The following is an 18,653-nucleotide window of genomic DNA, read 5'->3' on the forward strand; positions in this document are numbered from 1 at the left end:
CGGCGGCGCCAGTCATATCGTCATGAAACCCTTCGATCCGTCTTCCGGTGATGCCCTCGCCGACAGGCGCGCCGACTTCGCCGACATGCTTTTGCAGTCGGGCGATGCCGCGGCCGCTGCCGAACTGATGCTGCAGGCGCTCGAGAAGGCGCCGGGCTGGGCCTATGGCTGGTTTCGGCTCGGCGAGATGCACGAGGCCGCCGGCGCTGTCGCGCCGGCCGCGGAAGCCTTCCGCATGGCGCTGAAGCTCGATCCGGAGGACCACGCCGGCGCCGTGCTCAAGCTCCATCTCACTGGTGCAGCCGAAGACCCCGAGGCGATGCCCGCCGCGTTTGTCGAGACCCTGTTCGACCAGTACGCCGGCAAGTTCGAGACCTCGCTGGTGGTCAAGCTCGGCTATCGCGCGCCGGAACTCCTGTTCGATGCGATAAAGGCGACCCATCCCGGACGCTTCGCCTGCGCGATCGATCTCGGCTGCGGCACGGGGCTGATGGGGGAGCGTCTGCATCCGGTCTGCGACCGGCTCGAAGGCTACGATCTCTCGACCGGCATGCTCAAGGTCGCGCGCGCCAAGGGCATCTACGACGTGCTGGAACAGGCGGACCTCGCCGTCCTCTCCTTCGACACGCCGCGTGCCGATCTGGCCGTCGCGGCGGACGTCTACATGTATGTCGGGGCGCTGGAGACGGCTTTCGCCAACGCCAGGACCATGGTCGTGCCGGGCGGCCTCTTCGCCTTCTCGGTCGAGAAGCTCGACGAGGCCGACGGCTTCGCGCTGTGCGAGACGCGCCGCTACGCGCATTCGCAGGCCTATGTCGAAAGCTGTCTTTCGGATGCCGGCTTCCGGCTGCTGTCGCTCTCGGAAGCGACGATCCGCAAGGATCGGGAGCAGGCGGTGACCGGAATGATCGTGGTGGCCACCCGGCCGGATTGATCGACCCCCCCTTGGCTCCGCGCATGTTCTGCATTAGTTCTGGTTGCGGTGACGCAACAGACGGCCATTCGCTCGCACGCTTCGCCCGCGCATCTTCCCGAACCCTTCCTCGACTGGTTCGCGCAGCGCGGTTGGTCGCCGCGCGCCCATCAGATCGAGCTCTTGTCCAGGTCGCAGGCCGGCAGGTCCGTCCTGCTCATCGCCCCGACCGGGGCGGGGAAGACGCTGGCCGGGTTCCTGCCGTCGCTGGTCGATCTGGCCGAGCGGCCGAAGCGCAAGCCGGGCGAGGCGTTCCGCGGCATCCACACGCTCTACATCTCGCCGCTCAAGGCGCTGGCAGTCGACATCGAGCGCAACCTCGGCAAGCCGGTCGAGGAGATGCGGCTTCCGGTGACGATCGAGACCCGCACCGGCGACACGCCGACCCACAAGCGCCAGCGCCAGAAGCTCGACCCGCCCGACATCCTGCTGACCACGCCGGAACAGCTGGCATTGCTGATCTCGGGCAAGGATGCGGAGCGGTTCTTTTCGGGCCTGCGCTATGTGGTGCTGGACGAGCTGCACTCGCTCGTCACCTCCAAGCGCGGCCATCTCCTGTCGCTTGGCCTCGCGCGCCTGCGAAAGCTGGCGCCGCGGCTGCAGACGGTGGGCCTGTCGGCGACGGTGGCCGAACCGGACGAGTTGCGGCGCTGGCTGGTTGCGCAGAACCCGCCGGGCGACATGGGCGACCTGATCACCGTCGAAGGCGGTGCGAAGCCTGTGATCACGATCCTGGAGACGGACGAACGCCTGCCCTGGGCCGGGCATTCGGCGCGCTACGCCATTCCGGCGGTGTATGACGAGATCCGCAAGCACCAGACGACGCTTCTGTTCGTGAACACCCGCAGTCAGGCGGAGATGCTGTTCCAGGAATTGTGGCGGGTGAACGAGGACTCGCTGCCGATCGCGCTGCATCACGGCTCACTCGACGTCGCTCAGCGCCGCAAGGTGGAAAAGGCGATGGAGGCAGGCTCGCTGCGGGCGATCGTCGCGACGTCGACGCTCGACCTCGGCATCGACTGGGGCGATGTCGACCTCGTCGTCCATGTCGGTGCACCGAAGGGCGCGAGCCGGCTGGCGCAGCGCATTGGCCGCTCCAACCACCGCATGGACGATCCGTCGCGCGCCATCCTCGTGCCGGCCAACCGGTTCGAGGTGATGGAGTGCCGTGCAGCGCTCGAGGCCAACTATCTCGGCGCGCAGGATACGCCGCCGCTGGTCGATGGCGCGCTTGACGTGCTTGCGCAGCACATCCTCGGCTGCGCCTGCGCCGAGCCGTTCCGCGCCGACGAGCTCTTCGACGAGATCCGCTCCGCGGCACCCTATGCCGGGCTCGACCGGCAGACCTTCGACCAGGCGGTCGATTTCGTCGCCACCGGCGGCTACGCGCTGCGGACTTATGAGCGCTATGCGCGCATCCGGTTGACGAAGGACGGCCTGTGGCGCGTCAGCCATCCGCGCGTCGCGCAGCAGTATCGGCTCAACGTCGGCACCATCGTCGAGGCCGCTTATCTCAATGTCCGCTACGTTCGGTCCGGCCGCGGCGCGGCAGGTCGCGGCGGTCCGGTGCTGGGCAAGATCGAGGAAGGCTTCCTCGAAACCATCGCGCCGGGCGACACCTTCCTCTTCGCCGGCAAGGTATTGAAGTTCGAGGGTATCCGCGAGAACGAGTGCTTCGTCTCCAACGCAACCGGGCAGGATGCGCGCATCCCGGTCTATGCCGGCGGCAGGTTCCCGCTGTCGACCTACCTCGCCGACGAGGTGCGCGGCATGCTGGCGGACCCGAAGCGGTGGCAGAGCCTGCCGGACCAGGTGTCGGACTGGCTGCGCATCCAGCGCGACAAGTCGGTGCTGCCGAAGCGCGGCGACCTGCTGGTCGAGACCTTTCCGCGCGGCAACCGCTTCTACATGGTCGCCTATCCGTTCGAGGGCAGGCTGGCGCACCAGACGCTCGGCATGCTGCTCACTCGCCGCATGGAGCGCATGGGCGCGCAGCCTTTGGGCTTCGTGGCGACCGACTATTCGATCGCGGTGTGGTCGATGCGCGACGTCGGCGAGATGCTGGCGTCGCGCAGCATTACGCTGGCCGAGCTTTTCGACGAGGATATGCTGGGGGACGACCTGGAAGCCTGGCTCGCCGAAAGCTGGCTGCTCAAGCGCACCTTCCGCAACTGCGCCGTTATCTCCGGCCTGATCGAGAAGCGCCATCCGGGGCAGGAGAAGACCGGCAGGCAGGTGACGGTCTCGGCCGACCTGATCTACGACGTGCTGCGCGCGTACGAGCCCGACCACATCCTGCTCAAGGCCACGCGTGCGGACGCGGCGACGGGCCTGCTGGACATCCAGCGGCTGGCCGAAATGCTGTCGCGCGTGAAGGGTCGAATCATGCATAAGCCTCTCGACCGCATCTCGCCGCTTGCCGTGCCGATCATGCTGGAGATCGGCAAGGAGCGGGTGAACGGCGGCGCGGCCGACGCGCTGCTGCAGGACACCGAGGACGATCTGATCGAAGAGGCGATGGGCGGGTGATGCTGGCGAGGAGACATGAGGCGGAGACGTTTTCCGCCACCGCCGTGATCGCCGGCGAGGAGGCGTTCTGCGACCGGCGCGGCGCGTTGTTCTTCCCTGCGCATGGACTGCTTGCCGTATCCGACCTGCATCTGGAGAAGGGCTCAGCCTATGCCCGCCGCGGCGTCCTGCTGCCGCCCTACGACACCGCGGAGACGCTGACGAAGCTGGAGGCGGTGATCGCGGATTTCGATCCGCGCATCGTCGTCAGCCTCGGCGACAGCTTTCACGACCGCGTCGGCTCCTCGCACATGCCGTCGATCTTCCGCGACCGGCTGGAGAAGATGATGCGCCGCCGCGACTGGCTGTGGGTTACTGGCAACCACGATCCCGACGCGCCGGAGAACCTGTCGGGCACCAGCGTCACCGAGGTCGCGCTCGGCGGGCTGATCTTCCGGCACGAACCGACCGCAGGCCAGTGCGCCGGCGAGGTCGCCGGCCATCTGCATCCGGGCGCGCACATCGTCCGGCAAGGCCGCTCCGTTCGCCGCCCGTGCTTCGCGAGCGACGGGCTGCGCATGATCATGCCCGCCTTCGGCGCGCTCACCGGCTCGCTCAACGTGCTCGACCGTGCCTATGCAGGCCTGTTCGACTGGCGCGTCTTCAGGGCGCATGTGCTGGGAAGCGAACGCGTCTACGCGCTCAACCGGTCGGTGCTGTTCCCCGGCTAGGCAGTCGCGAGGAACGCCGCCACCATCATGACCACCGCAAAGACGGTCAGCCGCACCCGCCAGCGGCCATACCAGAGGGGCAACTCGTCGCGATGGGCGGAGAGGCTGTCCCACGCGCCCTGCGCGGCGAAGGCGACGGCGAGCAGTGCGAACGAGCCGGGTTCGCCGATCAGGAGCGCGAGCCAGCCGGCGAGAACCGGGATGGCAGTGGCGGCCAGGGTAAGATTCTCGCCCGGCGTCTCATGGGCGATCACAATCCCGAAGCGCGCGCCGCCGAGAAAGGACAGGACGAGCGCGGCATAGGTCTTGAGCAGCGAAATGGTGCCGTCGCGCCAGACGTGATCCTGCGGGATCGACCCCAGCCAGAGGACGAGGATGAGGAACGGGATGCAGCCGGCCAGGACAAGCCGCAGGCCGGGCCTTGCTGGAACGCTGCCTGTCTCGCCCTCGCTGTCGATCGCCATCGTCAATCCTTGCGGAAGATCAGCCGGCCCATCCAGCCGGTGAGCATGGCAAGCGCGACGGCGAAGAGACCGTAGAAGAAGCTGTTCTCATGGGCGACGCGGAACACGGTCTGCTCGAAGCCGGCCTTGACGATGGCGAGGCTGGAGGAGGTCTCCTTCATGAACTCGCCGTTGCGGAACAGGAAGGCCCGCGCCTTGTGCGTGCCCACCGGCACGTTGGGCGGCAGCCTCAGCGTCGCGCGGAAGAGCGTCTGCGACAGGAATTGCACGCCGCCGACGTTCTCGCTGTAGAGGCCTGCCGCGAGCTTGCGGTCGCGCAGCGCCGCGGTGAACTCGGAGATGGTGGCGGGGTTGCCGCTGCGCTCCTGCGGTTCGAGATAGATGTAGGCGGTGCCGAGCGAGAGGCGCTTGTAGCTGTCGGGATTGGTGATGTCCTGCGGCGCGCGCGTGGTGGCGACCGAATAGGACAGCGGCACGTTGACGAAGGTCTGCGATTGCGCGTTGACCCAGACGCCGAGGAAGCGCGACCGGCGCCATAGCACCAGCGGCTGCGCGGGGCCTTCCAGCACTACGATCACGTCATAGCCGCCCTGGCGGCTGATCTGCGCGTCGGCATTGTCGATCGCGCCGAAGATGGTCAGGTCGGCGCCGGAGAAGTCGGAGGTGATCGTGACGCGGTTCGTGGACAGGCCTATCTGGATGTTCTCGGGCAGGTGCGCCGGCGCCTCCTGCTGGGCGAATGCCGAGAGAGGAGCGGCGCACAGGCCCAGCATGACGGCGAGGAGGACGATCGCGGCGCGCATCGCCTAGCTCCCGTCCGGCGAGGCGATCATGTAGACGCTGCCAGGCGCCACGAACATGTCGAAGGCGAGACGCAGCGCAACCGCAAGCACGAGCGCGGCGAGAAGTGCGCGCAACTGGTCGCCGCGCAGCCGCTGGCCCATCCGCGCGCCATACTGCGCCCCGGCCACGCCGCCCACCATCAGCAGGAAGGCGAGCACGATGTCGACCGTCTGGTTCAGCGTCGACTGCACCAGCGTCGTGTAGGCGGTGGTGAACATGATGTGGAACAGCGAGGTGCCGATGACGACGTTGGTCGGGACCTTCAAGAGGTAGATCAGCGCCGGCACCATGATGAACCCGCCGCCGACGCCCATGATCGCGGCGAGGAAGCCGATCGCGGCGCCGAGCGCGAGGACCGGAATGACGCTGACGAACAGCTTGGAAGCGCGGAAGCGCATCTTCAGCGGCAGGCGCAGAATCCAGTTGTGCTGGCCGGATTTCTTGAGGGTCGGCGCCGCACCCGCGCGCGCCTGGCGGATCGCGTTCAGGCTCTCGATCAGCATCAGCCCGCCGACGGTGCCGAGGAAGACGACGTAGAGCAGCGAGATCGCCAGATCGAGCTGGCCGAACGAGCGCAGGATGGCGAAGACATAGGCGCCGATCGACGACCCGATCACACCGCCCCCAAGCAGGACAAGTCCGAGCTTGATGTCCACGGTGCCGCGCTTGAGATGCGCGAGCGTGCCCGAAAACGAGGAGGCGATGACCTGGTTGGCGCCGGTCGCCACCGCGATCGCCGGCGGGATGTTGTAGAAGATCAGCAGCGGGGTGATGAGAAAGCCGCCGCCGACGCCGAACATGCCCGACAGGAAGCCGACCGCCGCGCCCATGGCCAGCAGGACGAAAATATTGACCGACATCTCGGCGATGGGGAGATATATACCCACCCGTCAGACCTGACCGAAAATTGCCCTAAACGCCCGCACTCGCACGCGAATTTCCCGTCCCAGCGTGAGAGGCTCTAGACGGCTCTTGCGCCCACATTGCGGCGAAGTCAAACCGCAATGCGCCCCTCGGCGAATATTCCGCCGACTTTCGGAAATGAAGGTTAAGCCGTCGGCGGGGACGGCTACTTTTTCGCAAGAAGCGCGCGGACGAGCTCTTCGGTGACCCGGCCCGTCGGCTGCATTCCGTTGTCCTTCTGGAACTGGCTGATTGCCGCCGTCGTCTTAGCGCCCATCACGCCGTCGGCGCCGCCCGCGTCGTAGCCGTTCTTGTTGAGGATGAGCTGGATGTTGCGGATGGCCTGCTTCATGTCGACGCTTGCGGTCTTCGAAGGGCTCTCCGTCCAGCCGTCGGGAATGGAGGTGTCGTTCGACTCGACGTCGAGTTCCTTCGGCTTCCACGCCTCGGCCGCTGCGCGGGCGCGCTGCAACTGTTCGGGACGCAGCGCGTTGGCCACCTCGTCGCGCTTCTGAGCGGCGTCCTTGTCGCCGTTCTTCGCGACGAGCGCGAACCACTTGTAGGATTCTTCCAGGTTCTGGGACACGCCCACGCCCTTGGCCGAGAGGATGCCGAGGTTGAACTGGCTGTCCTTCACGCCGAGCTCCGCCGCCCGGGTGAACCAGCGGCCGGCGGATTCGTTGTCGGTGGTGCCATCGGCTCCCATCGCGAACAGCACGGCGAGATTGTGCATGGCGCTGGCGTTGCCCTGCTCCGCCGCCATCTGGTACCAGGTCTTGGCCTTGACGATGTCGCGGGCGACGCCCGTGCCCTTTTCGTAGAAATTGCCGATGCGGTCTGCGCCGGCGCGAAGCCTGCATCCGCGGCCCGCTCGTACCATTTTGCCGCTTCTGCGAGATCCGCCTTCGTGCCGCGCCCTTCGGCGTAGCGGCTGCCGATCTCGAACAGCGCCTTCGGGTCGCCTTGCTCGGCCGCCTCCCGCAGCGCCTGCGGACCGGCTTCGGCCGGTACGACGATCGGCTCGGGGGAAATCTCTTCCGACACCGTCGCTTCGTCCGCTTCCGTCATGGCCGGCTCGGTGGCCGCGGCGTGGGGCACGGCGGCGGTCGTTCCGGCATCGGTCGCGCCGGGCGCGGGGTTTGGCATGGTCACGGGGCTCACCGGTTCGACCGGCTCGACCGTGCGGGGCGTATCGGCTGTCTCGGTGCTTGCCTTCGCCGCCGGCTCTTCGGCCACCGGGGCCGTTTCAACGGCCTTCGGCGCCTCGGGCTTGGATATGGCGACCGGCTCGCCTTCGGCGAGGAAGGCCTTGCCGAGCTGAAGGCCGGCAAGCGCGATCACGACGCCGCCGGCGGCCATCAGCGCCGTCTTGCGGTGGTTCTTGAGAATCCTGCCGAGGCCCGACGATTTCCGTCCACCGGCGATGTCGATGCCCTTCTTCTGGGCTTCCGCCTCGGCCGCGGCAGCCTGCGCGGCGCGGCGGGCGGCGGCGATGAAGTCGGACTTGGCCGCTTCGCCCTCGGCCTGCTGCATCGGCTTGGCACGCTCGTCGCGCACCCGCTTCATGATCGTGCTGAGGTCGGGCGCGCCGGAGCCGGGCTCGAGCGGCCGGTTGGCGATCTTGGGATCGATCGGCTCGTCGATGTCGACAGTGGGCGCGAGAGACTGAGTAGGAAGTTCGTCTCCGGCGAGTGGGACGGCCTTCACGGCGTCCTTGCGCCCGGCGAATGCGCGCGCCAGCCCGCTCAGCATCGAGCGCCTGGCGGGGGCGTCGACGCTCGGCGGGCTTTCGATCTCGTCTTCAAGGGCCGCAGACGCCGCCGCCGCCGCCGCCTCGGCGGGCGTGCGTCTGGTGCGTGTGCCGTCGATGGGGTCCATTGGATCAAAGGCGTCGGCAGGTTCGAGCGGCGGCGTCTCGGCAAGCGATTTGAACGCGCGGGGCGCCGAAGTGCTGCTCGATTCCAGCGTGCCCAGACGATCGACGATCTTGAGCAGGGTGTCGTGGATCGCTTCGAAGGTGCGGGCGTTTCGCTCGTCCGAGCGGCGGGCGAGGGAGTCCAGCGCGTGCAGATCCTTCGCCAGCGCCTCCACGGCGGGTGTGTCCATGCGCGACCCGGCGATCTGGCGGATCGTCTGCTCGGCCGCCGCGCGCGCAGATTCGAGAATCGCATCGCGGCTGCCGGCGATCGACTGCTCGATCTGCTCCAGGCGCGGGCCGATGTCCTCGAATTCGGGGATCGACGGCGCCGGCTTGCGCATGTGTTCGGACAGGCTCGCGACCTGGCTCTCCAGACTCCTGATGAGGCCGGGGTCGATGCCCGCGACCTCGCGCGAAGACTGTTCGAGCCGGGCGGAAATGTCTTCAAGGCGCGCTTCCAGGCCGCTGATCGAGGCCTTGCCCTGCGATCCCACCGACTGGTCGAATCGGCGCGAAAGCTCTTCGAACCGCGCGTCGATCGCGTTCATCAGCGTGGCGTCCTGAGGCTGTTCGAGCCGGGTCGCGAGTTCCTCGATGCGGCCTTCGAGCTCGCGGAAGATGGTCTGCCCGCGCCTTGCGGTCTCGCCCTGCGCTTCCAGCATGTCGGAGATCGTGGAGAAGCGGCTTTCGAGACCGCGCACCACCGAATCGGCATCCTGCGGGGCGAAGCCTGAGTCCAACTTCTCTGCAATCGCCGCGACATGACGCGCGAGATGCTCCAGCGAGGCGTCGGGCATCGCCACGCGGCGCGCCATCTCGTCGACACGCAGCGACAGCATGTTGATCCGGTCGATGATCTCGCCGCTCGGACGGTCATCGTTGAGTTCCTCGATCTGGCGGGCGAGCGAGGCGATGCGCGCCTCGATGCGCTCGAACTGCTCGATCTGCGGCACCGGCGACTGTACGTTGACCGACGAGGCGACGATGGCGCGCGAGATCTCGTCGAGACGTTCGCCGATCAGCGCCAGCGCATCCGGCGCGGCGGCGTTCTGGTGGCGCGCGAACTGTTCGACGGCGCCCGCCAGCGTGCGCACCTTGTCTTCCATCGTGCGCAACGACAGGGATTCGGGCAGGTTGTTGACCGCGTCGCTGATCTCTTCCAGCCGCGCCGTCAGCGCCTCGATCGCCGGATCGCTCCCGCCGAAGCGGTCGTTGGCCGTGACGCGTTCCTCGAAGGCGTCGAACCGGCGGTCGAACTCGTCCCAGCGGCGCTCGACGGCATGGACGCTGTCTTCCCGCGCCAGCCGGTCCATCGTTGCCCTGACCTGGTCGAGCTCGGCCCGGAGCATGCCGATGCCGCGATCGTCGCTGCGCTGGGCGAGCGCGCCGATCGAATCCGAAAGACGCTCCAGCTCGTTTGTCAGGTCGACACCCTGCAGGCCTGAATTGGCTGCCGAATAGGCGCGCTGGATATCGGCGCGCAGCGCCTCGAATTCGCGGCTCAGCCCGCTGGACATCTGCTGTCGCAGTTCCTCGCGCATGCCCTTGAGCTCGGTCGCGATCTTGGAAATCGTCGCGACGCCTTCCTCCTGACGCCTGTTGGTCTCCACGGAGCGGGCGAGATCCTGCATCGAGGAGCCGAACTGGGCGCGGTGCTGCTGAGGCTGCCCATAGTCGCGCGAGCGTGGTTCGTCCTGGTAGTAGGTGCGTTCCGCAGCGTAGCGGTCGCTGGTGCGAAGCTGCGGCCGGGACTCTTCCCTGGACCGGTCGAGCCGGGCGCCGATCGCGTCGAGCGTCCGCCCGATCTCGTCGATCGTCGAGCTGGTGCGCCTCGGACGGCCGGCGTTGAGCTGCTCGAGATAGGACCGCTTGCTGTTCATGGTCGCGCCTGTTCTCAACCTTAGCCGACGTCTTCCGCCGGCCCCAAAAGGAGGCTCCTCACGGAATCGTTAGCGGCTCAGGCCTGTGCGAAGCTGGCCTCGGCGCGCTCGTTTTCCGCCGATCCGGGTGACGGTGAACACACAAGACAGGATAACCACTGTGTTCCGGCGAGCGCACATTCCGCCGGATATGGTAAACAAGGCGTTAACCAACATTACCAAATTGCCTGCGAGCCCTGCGCCGGGCGCATGGCCGATGCGTCATTGCGTCACTTGATTGGCCGGCGAAGGGTCAGTATATGCTTTACGTAAACGTAAGAACGCCACATTTGCTGCGCTCTTTACTCTTATCGTCAAACCGAGGATGATTCGCCGGCCGCGGCGACATACCTTTCGTGCGTCGCCGCACCGGCGCCGATGCACCCTTTAGCAACGGACACAAGAACAATGATGAAACTGGTCCTGGCGGCTGACACCGCCGCGAATGCGTTTGAAAATGGTTCCACCGGGGCATCTGCCGAGCATGGCGAGGATCTCGCCCGCATCGGCGACATGGCCAAGATGTTCGGTGTCACGCTGCGCACCCTGCGCTTCTATGAGGACAAGGGGCTCCTCAATCCGAAACGCGAAGGCACGACCCGGCTCTATACCCGCCGCGACCGTGCCCGCCTCCGTCTGATTCTGCTCGGCCGCAAGGTCGGCTTCACGCTTCGCGACGTGAAGCACATGATCGACCTCTATGATCCCAAGGGGCCGAACACGAAGCAGCTCAAGGTGGTGCTCGACAAGTCGGAGAAGCAGATGGGCCGACTGCTGAAGCAGCGCGAGGCGCTCGACGAAGCGATCGACGATCTGACCAAGGCGATGGACGTCGCGCGCAAGGCGCTGGCGAGCCGTCAGCCGGTCGCCGCGAACGGCTGATCGCTTTTCCTTTTCTGGCATTTTGCCACGGCCGTCCCGCGGGGGCGGCCGTTCGTTTTTTATGTCCCGCGACAAATATTGACGTTTACGCAAACGTCAATATTTGCTAGAGGACCTTAAACGAGACATCCGCCTTCCGGCGCATCCGCCGGGCGGAATGCCGATCTGCCATTGGAGGAATAGATGCCGATTTACCGCGCGCCGGTTCAGGATACGCTTTTCGTGTTGAATGAGGTGCTCGGTTACGAGCGGTATTCGAACCTGCCGGGCTTCTCCGACGCCACTCCCGACATCCTCGAGGCGATCCTGGGGGAGGCTGCGAAACTCGCCGAGAACGTGCTGCATCCGCTGAACCGCGTCGGCGACGTCGAGGGGTGCGAGCGCCATGACGACGGCTCGGTGACGACGCCGAAGGGCTTCAAGGAGGGCTACGACGCCTATCGCGAGGGCGGCTGGCTCGGCCTCTCCATCCCGGCCGAATATGGCGGGCAGGGCCTGCCCTACACGGTGCACTCGGCCGTCGGCGAATACATGTCATCCGCCAACATGGCGCTGATGATGTATCCGGGCCTGACTCAAGGCGCGATCGCCGCGATCCTCGCCCATGGCTCGGACGAGCAGAAGTCCACCTATGTGCCGAAGATGGCCGAAGGCATCTGGACGGGCACGATGAACCTGACTGAGCCGCATTGCGGCACCGACCTCGGCCTGCTGCGCTCGAAGGCGGTACCCAAACGGCGACGGCTCCTACGCCATCTCCGGCCAGAAGATCTTCATCTCGGCCGGCGAGCACGACATGTCCGAGAACATCATCCATCTGGTGCTCGCCCGCATAGAGGGCGCGCCGGAGGGCGTGAAGGGCATCTCTCTCTTCATCGTGCCGAAGTTCAACCTCGGCGAAGACGGCTCGATCGGCGACCGCAACGCTGTCTCCTGCGGTTCGATCGAGGAGAAGATGGGTATCCACGGCAACGCCACCTGCGTGATGAACTATGACGGCGCGCGCGGCTTCCTCCTCGGCGAGGCGAACGGCGGCCTGAAAGCCATGTTCGTGATGATGAACGAGGCGCGCCTTGGCGTTGGCCTGCAGGGCCTTTCGGTGTCCGAGATCGCCTACCAGAACGCCGTCGCCTATGCGAAGGAGCGCATCCAGGGCCGCTCGCTGACCGGCGCCAAGGCCAAGGACAAGAAGGCCGATCCGATCATCGTCCATCCCGACATCCGCCGCAGCCTGCTGACGATGAAGTCGTTCAACGAGGCTGGCCGGGCGCTGATCCTGTGGACCGCGATCAAGTCCGACGTGGCGCACCGCTCCGGCGACGACAAGGAGCGCCAGGTGGCCGACGACCACATGGGCCTGATGACCCCCATCATCAAGGGCGTGCTGACCGACAAGGGCTTCGACCATGCGGTGATGGCGCAGCAGGTGTTCGGCGGCCACGGCTACATCGAAGAGCACGGCATGAGCCAGTTCGTGCGCGATGCGCGCATCGCCATGATCTACGAAGGCGCCAACGGCATCCAGGCGCTGGACCTCGTCGGCCGCAAGCTGGCGATGAACGGCGGCCGTGCCGTGCAGGCGTTCTTCAAGGAGGTCGGCGACTTCTGCGAGGCGAACCGCTCCGACGAGAAGATGGCGCCTTACACCAAGTCGCTGAAGAAGGGCCTGAACGACCTCCAGGCCGCGACGATGTGGCTGGTGCAGAACGGCATGGCGAACCCCGACAATGCGGGCGCGGCCTCGACCGACTACATGCATCTCTTCGGCCTTGTCGCGCTCGGCTACATGTGGGGCCAGATGGCCAAGACGGCGCACGAAAAGCTCGCCGAGGGCGCCAATGGCGACGCGTCGTTCTACGAGACGAAGCTGGTCACCGGCCGCTACTTCATGGAGCGCGTGATGCCCGAGACGGCGGCGCATCTCGCCCGCCTGTCGACCGGCGCCGAGACGATGATGAAGCTGCCGGCGGAGGCCTTCTAGGCGGCGTCTGCGCTTGCTTTTGTTCAAGCTTGAACTATATAAAGCCATCTGCCAGGAGGAACCCAGTGGCCGCAGATCCCGCAACCGTCCTTGACCTGCCGAAGCCCCGCTGGGTGACCGACGACGTCGCCATGCTCTACGATATGGCGACGCGCTTCCTCTCCGAGGAAATCGCGCCGCGCTACGAGGAATTCGAGAAGAACGAAATCTTCGACCGCGAGAGCTGGGAGAAGGCCGGCGCGGCTGGGCTGCTCTGCGCCTCCATGCCCGAGGAATATGGCGGCTCCGGCGGCACCTTCGCGCATGAGAGCGCGATCATCGAGGCGATCAGCCATGTCGGCGTGGACGGCTTCGGCATCGCGCTGCACAATTCCATCGTCGCCCCCTACATCCTGCACTACGGCTCCGAGGAGCAGAAGAAGCGCTGGCTGCCGAAGATGGCGACCGGCGAACTGATCGGCGCCATCGCCATGACCGAGCCCGGCGCCGGATCCGACCTCCAGGGCGTCAAGACGCGGGCCGACAAGGACGGCAACCAGTACCGCATCAACGGCTCCAAGACCTTCATCACCAACGGCCAGCTCGCCAACCTGATCATCGTCGTCACCAAGACCGATCCGTCGAAGGGCGCCAAGGGCACCTCGCTGATCGTGGTCGAGACCGACGAGGTCGAGGGCTTCGAGCGCGGCCGCAACCTCGACAAGATCGGGCTGAAGTCGAACGACACGTCGGAGCTGTTCTTCAACGACGTGCGCGTGCCGACCTCGAACCTGCTCGGCCATGAGGAAGGGCAGGGCTTCATCCAGCTCATGCAGCAGCTGCCGCAGGAGCGCCTGCAGATCGGCACCACGGTCATCTCGGTGATCGAGAGGGCGCTCGCGCTAACGATCGACTACGTCAAGGAGCGCAAGGCGTTCGGCAAGTCGATCCTGGAATTCCAGAATACGCAGTTCAAGCTCGCCGAGCTGAAGACGCAGGCCACCGTTGGCCGAGTCTTCTACAACAACTGCGTCGAGCGCCACGTCAATGGCGGGCTGGACCCGGTGACCGCCTCGATGGCGAAATACTGGCTCTCCGACCTGCAGGGCAAGGTCGTGGACCAGTGCCTCCAGCTCTTTGGCGGATACGGTTTCATGAATGAGTTTCCGATCGCCCGTATGTATCGCGACGCGCGCGTGCAGCGTATCTATGGCGGCACGAACGAGATCATGAAGGTGCTGATCGCCCGGAGCCTCTGAGGTCGACATGTCGAAGCACATCGCCACGCTCCGCTGGAGCCAGGACGAAGGGGACCACTTCTCGCTCGGCCGCTACACGCGGGTGCACGAGATCGCCTTCGACGGCGGCACGACCGTCATGGGTTCGGCTTCGCCTGACATCGTGCGAGAGCCGTTCTCCAATCCCGTCGGCGTCGACCCGGAAGAGATGTTCGTTGCCTCGATCGCCTCGTGCCACATGCTGTGGTTCCTGGACTTCGCCCGCCGCGCCAAGGTCGAGGTGCTGTCCTACGAGGACAAGGCTGAAGGCATTATGGAAACGGATGCGGCCGGCCGCACCTCGATCACCAAAGTGACGCTGCGGCCCAAGGTCGAGGTGTCTGGCGACGCTGGCGACCTCGACGCGATTCATCACAAGGCCCACGAGGCCTGCTTTATCGCCAATTCGGTGAAGACCGAGATTACCGTCGAGCCGGCCGCCTGATCCGCCAGCCGACGCAATGCCTGCCGCCGCCCAGCGCGGCGCAATTAGAAACTGGAGCAAGGAAATGGCTGAGGTTTATGTCTACGACGCCGTCCGCACGCCGCGCGGACGCGGCAAGAAGGACGGTTCCCTGCACGAAGTGCCGGCGGTGCGCCTGGCGGCCAAGGTTCTGGAGGCGGTGCGCGACCGCAACGGGCTCGACACGGGCACGGTCGACGACATCGTCTTCGGCTGCGTCGACCCGGTCGGCGAGGCCGGCTCGGTGATCCCGCGCGCCGCGACCTTCGAGGCCGGCTACGACACCAAGGCGCCCGGCATCCAGCTCTCGCGCTTCTGCGCATCTGGCCTCGACGCGATCAACCTCGGTGCGGCCAAGATCGCCGCCGGCCAGGACGACATCGTGATCTCGGGCGGCGTCGAATCGATGTCGCGCGTCGGCATGGGCATGTCGGGCGGCGCCTGGTTCATGGACCCGTCGGTCGGCCTGCCGTCCTACTTCGTGCCGCAGGGCGTCTCGGCCGACGTGATCGCCACCAAATACGGCTTCTCGCGCGACGACGTCGACGCCTATGCGGTCGAGAGCCAGAAGCGCGCCGCGAAGGCCTGGGAGAAGGGCTACTTCAAGAATTCGGTCGTGCCGATCAAGGACCAGAACGGCCTGACCATCCTCGACCATGACGAGCATATGCGCCCCTCAACCGACATGCAGTCGCTCGCCTCGCTCAATCCGTCCTTCACCATCCCGGGCGAGATGGGCGGCTTCGATGCCGTCGCCATCCAGCGCTATCCCGAGCTGGAGGAGGTCAACCACGTTCACCACGCCGGCAATTCCTCCGGCATCGTCGACGGTGCGGCCGCGGTGCTGCTCGGTTCCAAGAAGGGCGGTAAGGCGATGGGGCTCAAGCCGCGCGCCCGCATCAAGGCCTTCACCAATATCGGCTCGGAGCCGGCGATCATGCTGACCGGACCGGTCGACGTGACCGAGAAGTTGCTCAAGCAGGCCAAGATGAAGCTCTCGGACATCGACCTGTTCGAGCTCAACGAGGCCTTCGCTTCGGTCGTGCTGCGCTATATGCAGGCCTTCGACATCGATCACGCGAAGATGAACGTCAACGGCGGCGCCATCGCGATGGGCCATCCGCTCGGCGCCACCGGTGCGATGATCTTCGGCACCGTGCTCGACGAGCTGGAGCGCCGCGACCTCAACACCGCTCTCGTCACGCTGTGCATCGGCGCGGGCATGGGCACCGCGACGATCATCGAGCGCGTCTGACGCCTCTTTCTTCTCCCCGCCTGCGGGGAGAAGGTGGCCCGAAGGGCCGGATGAGGGGCAGGAGACAACGGTCGCAGGTTCGCGCCGCCCCTCACCTGCCTGCCGGCATCCTCTCCCCGTGAACGGGGAGAGGGACGCAGCTTCACCGTCGCGCCAGTCCGCTGACGAAACCGAAATTCCAGGAGGGAGATCTCCACATGAGCACCTACACCAACTTCAAGGTCGAAACCGACGCCGACGGGATTGCGCTCGTCACCTGGGACATGCCCGGACGCTCGATGAACGTCTTCACCGAAGAGGTGATGCGCGAGCTCGACAGGATCGTCGACGAGGTCAAGGCCGACGCCGCGATCAAGGGCGCCGTCATCACGTCCGGCAAGGACAGCTTCTCGGGCGGCGCGGACCTGACCATGCTCCAGCGCATGCTCGGCGTCTTTGCCAAGGAGAAGCTGAAGGATGCCGACAAGGCGACCAAGGCCCTGTTCGACAACGCCGGCTACATGAGCCAGCTGTTCCGCAAGCTCGAGACCAGCGGCAAACCGTGGGTCTCGGCGATCAACGGTACCTGCATGGGCGGCGCGTTCGAGCTGTCGCTGTCCTGCCACGCCCGCGTCGCGGCGGATTCGGACAAGGTCAAGATGGCCCTGCCGGAGATCAAGGTCGGCCTGTTCCCCGGCGCCGGCGGCACCCAGCGCGTGCCGCGGCTTGCGGACACGCAGGCGGCTCTCCAGATGCTGACCTCGGGCCAGAACCTGTCGCCCGCCAAGGCGAAGGCGATGAACCTGATCACGGCGGTGGCACCGGCCGACAAGCTGATCGAGACAGCCAAGGATCTGATCAAGGGCGGCCTGAAGCCGGTGCAGCCGTGGGACGAGAAGGGCTTCAAGCTGCCCGGCGGCCCGGTCTATTCGGCTGCCGGCGCCAATCTCTGGCCCCCGGCGATCGCCATCCTGCGCCGTGAGACCTACGGCAACTATCCGGCGGCGTCGGCAATCCTGAAATGCGTCTATGAGGGCCTGCTCGTGCCGTTCGATACCGCGCTCAGGATCGAGCAGCGCTACTTTACCGAGATCATGCAGACGACCGAGGCGGCGATGATGATCCGCTCGCTGTTCGTGTCGCTGCAGGAGCTCAACAAGGGCGCGCGCCGTCCGGAAGGCGTGCCGGAGACGAAGTTCAAGAAGATCGGCGTCCTCGGCGCCGGCTTCATGGGCGCCGGCATCGCCTATGTCACCGCGCAGGCGGGCATCCCGGTCGTTCTGATCGACCGCGACATCCCGGCCGCCGAGAAGGGCAAGGCGCATTCCGCCGGCCTGATGGACGGGCTGATCAAGAAGGGCCGCGCGACGGCCGAGCAGAAGGAGAAGCTGCTCGCGCTCATCACCGCGACCGACGACTACGCGCTGCTCGACGGCTGCGACATGGTGGTCGAGGCCGTGTTCGAGGATTCCGAGATCAAGAAGGGCGTGACCGAGAAGGCTGAGGCGGTGCTCAAGCCGGCGGCCATCTTCGCCTCCAACACCTCGACCATTCCAATCACCTCGCTCGCGACGAACTCGAAACGGCCGAAGAACTTCGTTGGCATCCACTTCTTCTCGCCGGTCGACAAGATGATGCTGGTCGAGATCATTCTCGGCAAGAAGACGGGCGACAAGGCCGTCGCGATGGCGATCGACTATGTCCGCGCCATCAAGAAGACGCCGATCGTCGTCAACGACACGCGCGGCTTCTACGTCAACCGCTGCGTGCTGCGCTACATGTCGGAGAGCTACCAGATGCTCATCGAGGGCGTGCCGCCGGCGATGATCGAGAACGCGGCGAAGATGGCCGGCATGCCGGTCGGTCCGCTGGCGCTGACCGACGAGACGGCGGTCGACCTCGCGCAGAAGATCATGAAGCAGACCATCCGCGACCTCGGCGAGAAGGCCGTCGACCGGGAGCAGTTCGCGCTGATCAACACGATGGTCGACACGCACGGCCGCTTCGGCCGCAAGAACGGCAAGGGCTTCTACGACTATCCGGCAAAGCCCGCGAAAAAGAAGCTCTGGCCCGGCCTCAAGGACCTCTACAAGCAGCAGGATCCGGACAAGATCGACGTCGAGGTGCTGAAGCAGCGCTTCCTTGTGACGATCGCGCTGGAGGCTGCCCGCGTGATGGAGGAAGGCATCGTGGTCGACCCGCGCGAGGCGGATGTCGGCTCGATCCTCGCCTTCGGCTTCGCGCCTTACACCGGCGGCGCGCTGTCCTACATCGACGGCATGGGCGCCAAGGCCTTCGTCAAGCTCGCCAAGGACCTGCAGAAGCAGTACGGCAAGCAGTTCAAGGCGCCGAAGCTTCTCGTCGACATGGCCGACAAGGGCGAGACCTTCTACCAGCGCTTCAACCCCTACAAGGACGAAGCGAAGAAGGCGGCCTGACTTTCCTCTCCCCGTTCACGGGGAGAGATGCCGGCGGGCAGGTGGGGCGGTGCACGCTTCCCCGATTGCCGGCGCAACCCCTCATCCGGTCCTTCGGACCACCTTCTCCCCGTCGAACGGGGAGAAGGAGACGCGGAGTC

At 66.1% G+C, this 18,653-nt stretch carries 12 protein-coding genes and 2 pseudogenes; 9 read left to right on the forward strand and 5 right to left on the reverse strand.

The window, feature by feature from the left end:
* The first annotated feature begins 22 nt into the window (after positions 1-22).
* From LRS09_RS16910 to pdeM, 3 genes are read left to right on the forward strand one after another with little or no spacing between them, the layout of a single operon-like run.
* Positions 23-934, forward strand: coding sequence for a class I SAM-dependent methyltransferase (locus LRS09_RS16910; protein ID WP_257807990.1), 912 nt, complete (start codon positions 23-25; stop codon positions 932-934).
* A gap of 48 nt (positions 935-982) precedes the next feature.
* A complete protein-coding gene (locus LRS09_RS16915) occupies positions 983-3,502 on the forward strand; it encodes a ligase-associated DNA damage response DEXH box helicase (RefSeq protein ID WP_257807993.1) in 2,520 nt (839 codons plus the stop codon).
* A complete protein-coding gene (gene pdeM / locus LRS09_RS16920; RefSeq protein WP_257807994.1) occupies positions 3,502-4,212 on the forward strand; it encodes a ligase-associated DNA damage response endonuclease PdeM in 711 nt (236 codons plus the stop codon). The genes LRS09_RS16915 and pdeM overlap by 1 nt, the downstream gene beginning before the upstream one ends.
* On the opposite strand, the gene LRS09_RS16925 is transcribed toward pdeM, so the two are convergent.
* The 5 genes and pseudogenes from LRS09_RS16925 to LRS09_RS30090 all read right to left on the reverse strand — a co-directional run.
* Complete coding sequence (locus LRS09_RS16925) at positions 4,209-4,676, reverse strand: DUF3429 domain-containing protein (protein WP_257807996.1); 468 nt, start codon at positions 4,674-4,676, stop codon at positions 4,209-4,211. The genes pdeM and LRS09_RS16925 overlap by 4 nt on opposite strands.
* A 2-nt stretch (positions 4,677-4,678) precedes the next feature.
* Complete coding sequence (locus LRS09_RS16930; RefSeq protein ID WP_257807997.1) at positions 4,679-5,479, reverse strand: TIGR02186 family protein; 801 nt, start codon at positions 5,477-5,479, stop codon at positions 4,679-4,681.
* Between the two features lie 3 nt (positions 5,480-5,482).
* On the reverse strand, positions 5,483-6,406 hold the full coding sequence (locus LRS09_RS16935) for a sulfite exporter TauE/SafE family protein (protein WP_257807998.1): 924 nt from the start codon (positions 6,404-6,406) through the stop codon (positions 5,483-5,485).
* A gap of 182 nt (positions 6,407-6,588) precedes the next feature.
* The gene (locus tag LRS09_RS30085; RefSeq protein ID WP_308240358.1) at positions 6,589-7,155 is read right to left on the reverse strand and encodes an SEL1-like repeat protein; all 567 of its coding nucleotides are present in this window, start codon (positions 7,153-7,155) and stop codon (positions 6,589-6,591) included.
* 51 nt (positions 7,156-7,206) lie between these two features.
* Positions 7,207-7,302 (reverse strand): annotated as a pseudogene (locus LRS09_RS30090) (hypothetical protein); the annotation flags it as partial.
* 3,368 nt (positions 7,303-10,670) lie between these two features.
* Here LRS09_RS30090 and LRS09_RS16945 point away from each other — a divergent pair.
* The 6 genes and pseudogenes from LRS09_RS16945 to LRS09_RS16970 all read left to right on the forward strand — a co-directional run bounded on the left by LRS09_RS16945 (position 10,671) and on the right by LRS09_RS16970 (position 18,513).
* Complete coding sequence (locus tag LRS09_RS16945) at positions 10,671-11,141, forward strand: MerR family DNA-binding transcriptional regulator (protein WP_257810226.1); 471 nt, start codon at positions 10,671-10,673, stop codon at positions 11,139-11,141.
* A gap of 183 nt (positions 11,142-11,324) precedes the next feature.
* Positions 11,325-13,122, forward strand: a pseudogene (locus LRS09_RS16950) (acyl-CoA dehydrogenase C-terminal domain-containing protein).
* Between the two features lie 65 nt (positions 13,123-13,187).
* Positions 13,188-14,360: an acyl-CoA dehydrogenase family protein gene (locus LRS09_RS16955; protein ID WP_257807999.1), complete on the forward strand. Its 1,173-nt coding sequence runs from the start codon at positions 13,188-13,190 to the stop codon at positions 14,358-14,360.
* 7 nt (positions 14,361-14,367) lie between these two features.
* Positions 14,368-14,823, forward strand: coding sequence for an OsmC family protein (locus LRS09_RS16960; protein ID WP_257808000.1), 456 nt, complete (start codon positions 14,368-14,370; stop codon positions 14,821-14,823).
* Positions 14,824-14,887: 64 nt separating this feature from the next.
* A complete protein-coding gene (locus LRS09_RS16965; RefSeq protein ID WP_257808001.1) occupies positions 14,888-16,096 on the forward strand; it encodes an acetyl-CoA C-acetyltransferase in 1,209 nt (402 codons plus the stop codon).
* Positions 16,097-16,293: 197 nt separating this feature from the next.
* Entirely contained in the window at positions 16,294-18,513 is a 2,220-nt protein-coding gene (locus tag LRS09_RS16970; RefSeq protein ID WP_257808002.1) for a 3-hydroxyacyl-CoA dehydrogenase NAD-binding domain-containing protein, read from the forward strand.
* Positions 18,514-18,653: the final 140 nt, after the last annotated feature.

Source organism: Mesorhizobium sp. J428 (assembly GCF_024699925.1).
Taxonomy (GTDB): Bacteria; Pseudomonadota; Alphaproteobacteria; order Rhizobiales; family Rhizobiaceae; genus Mesorhizobium_A.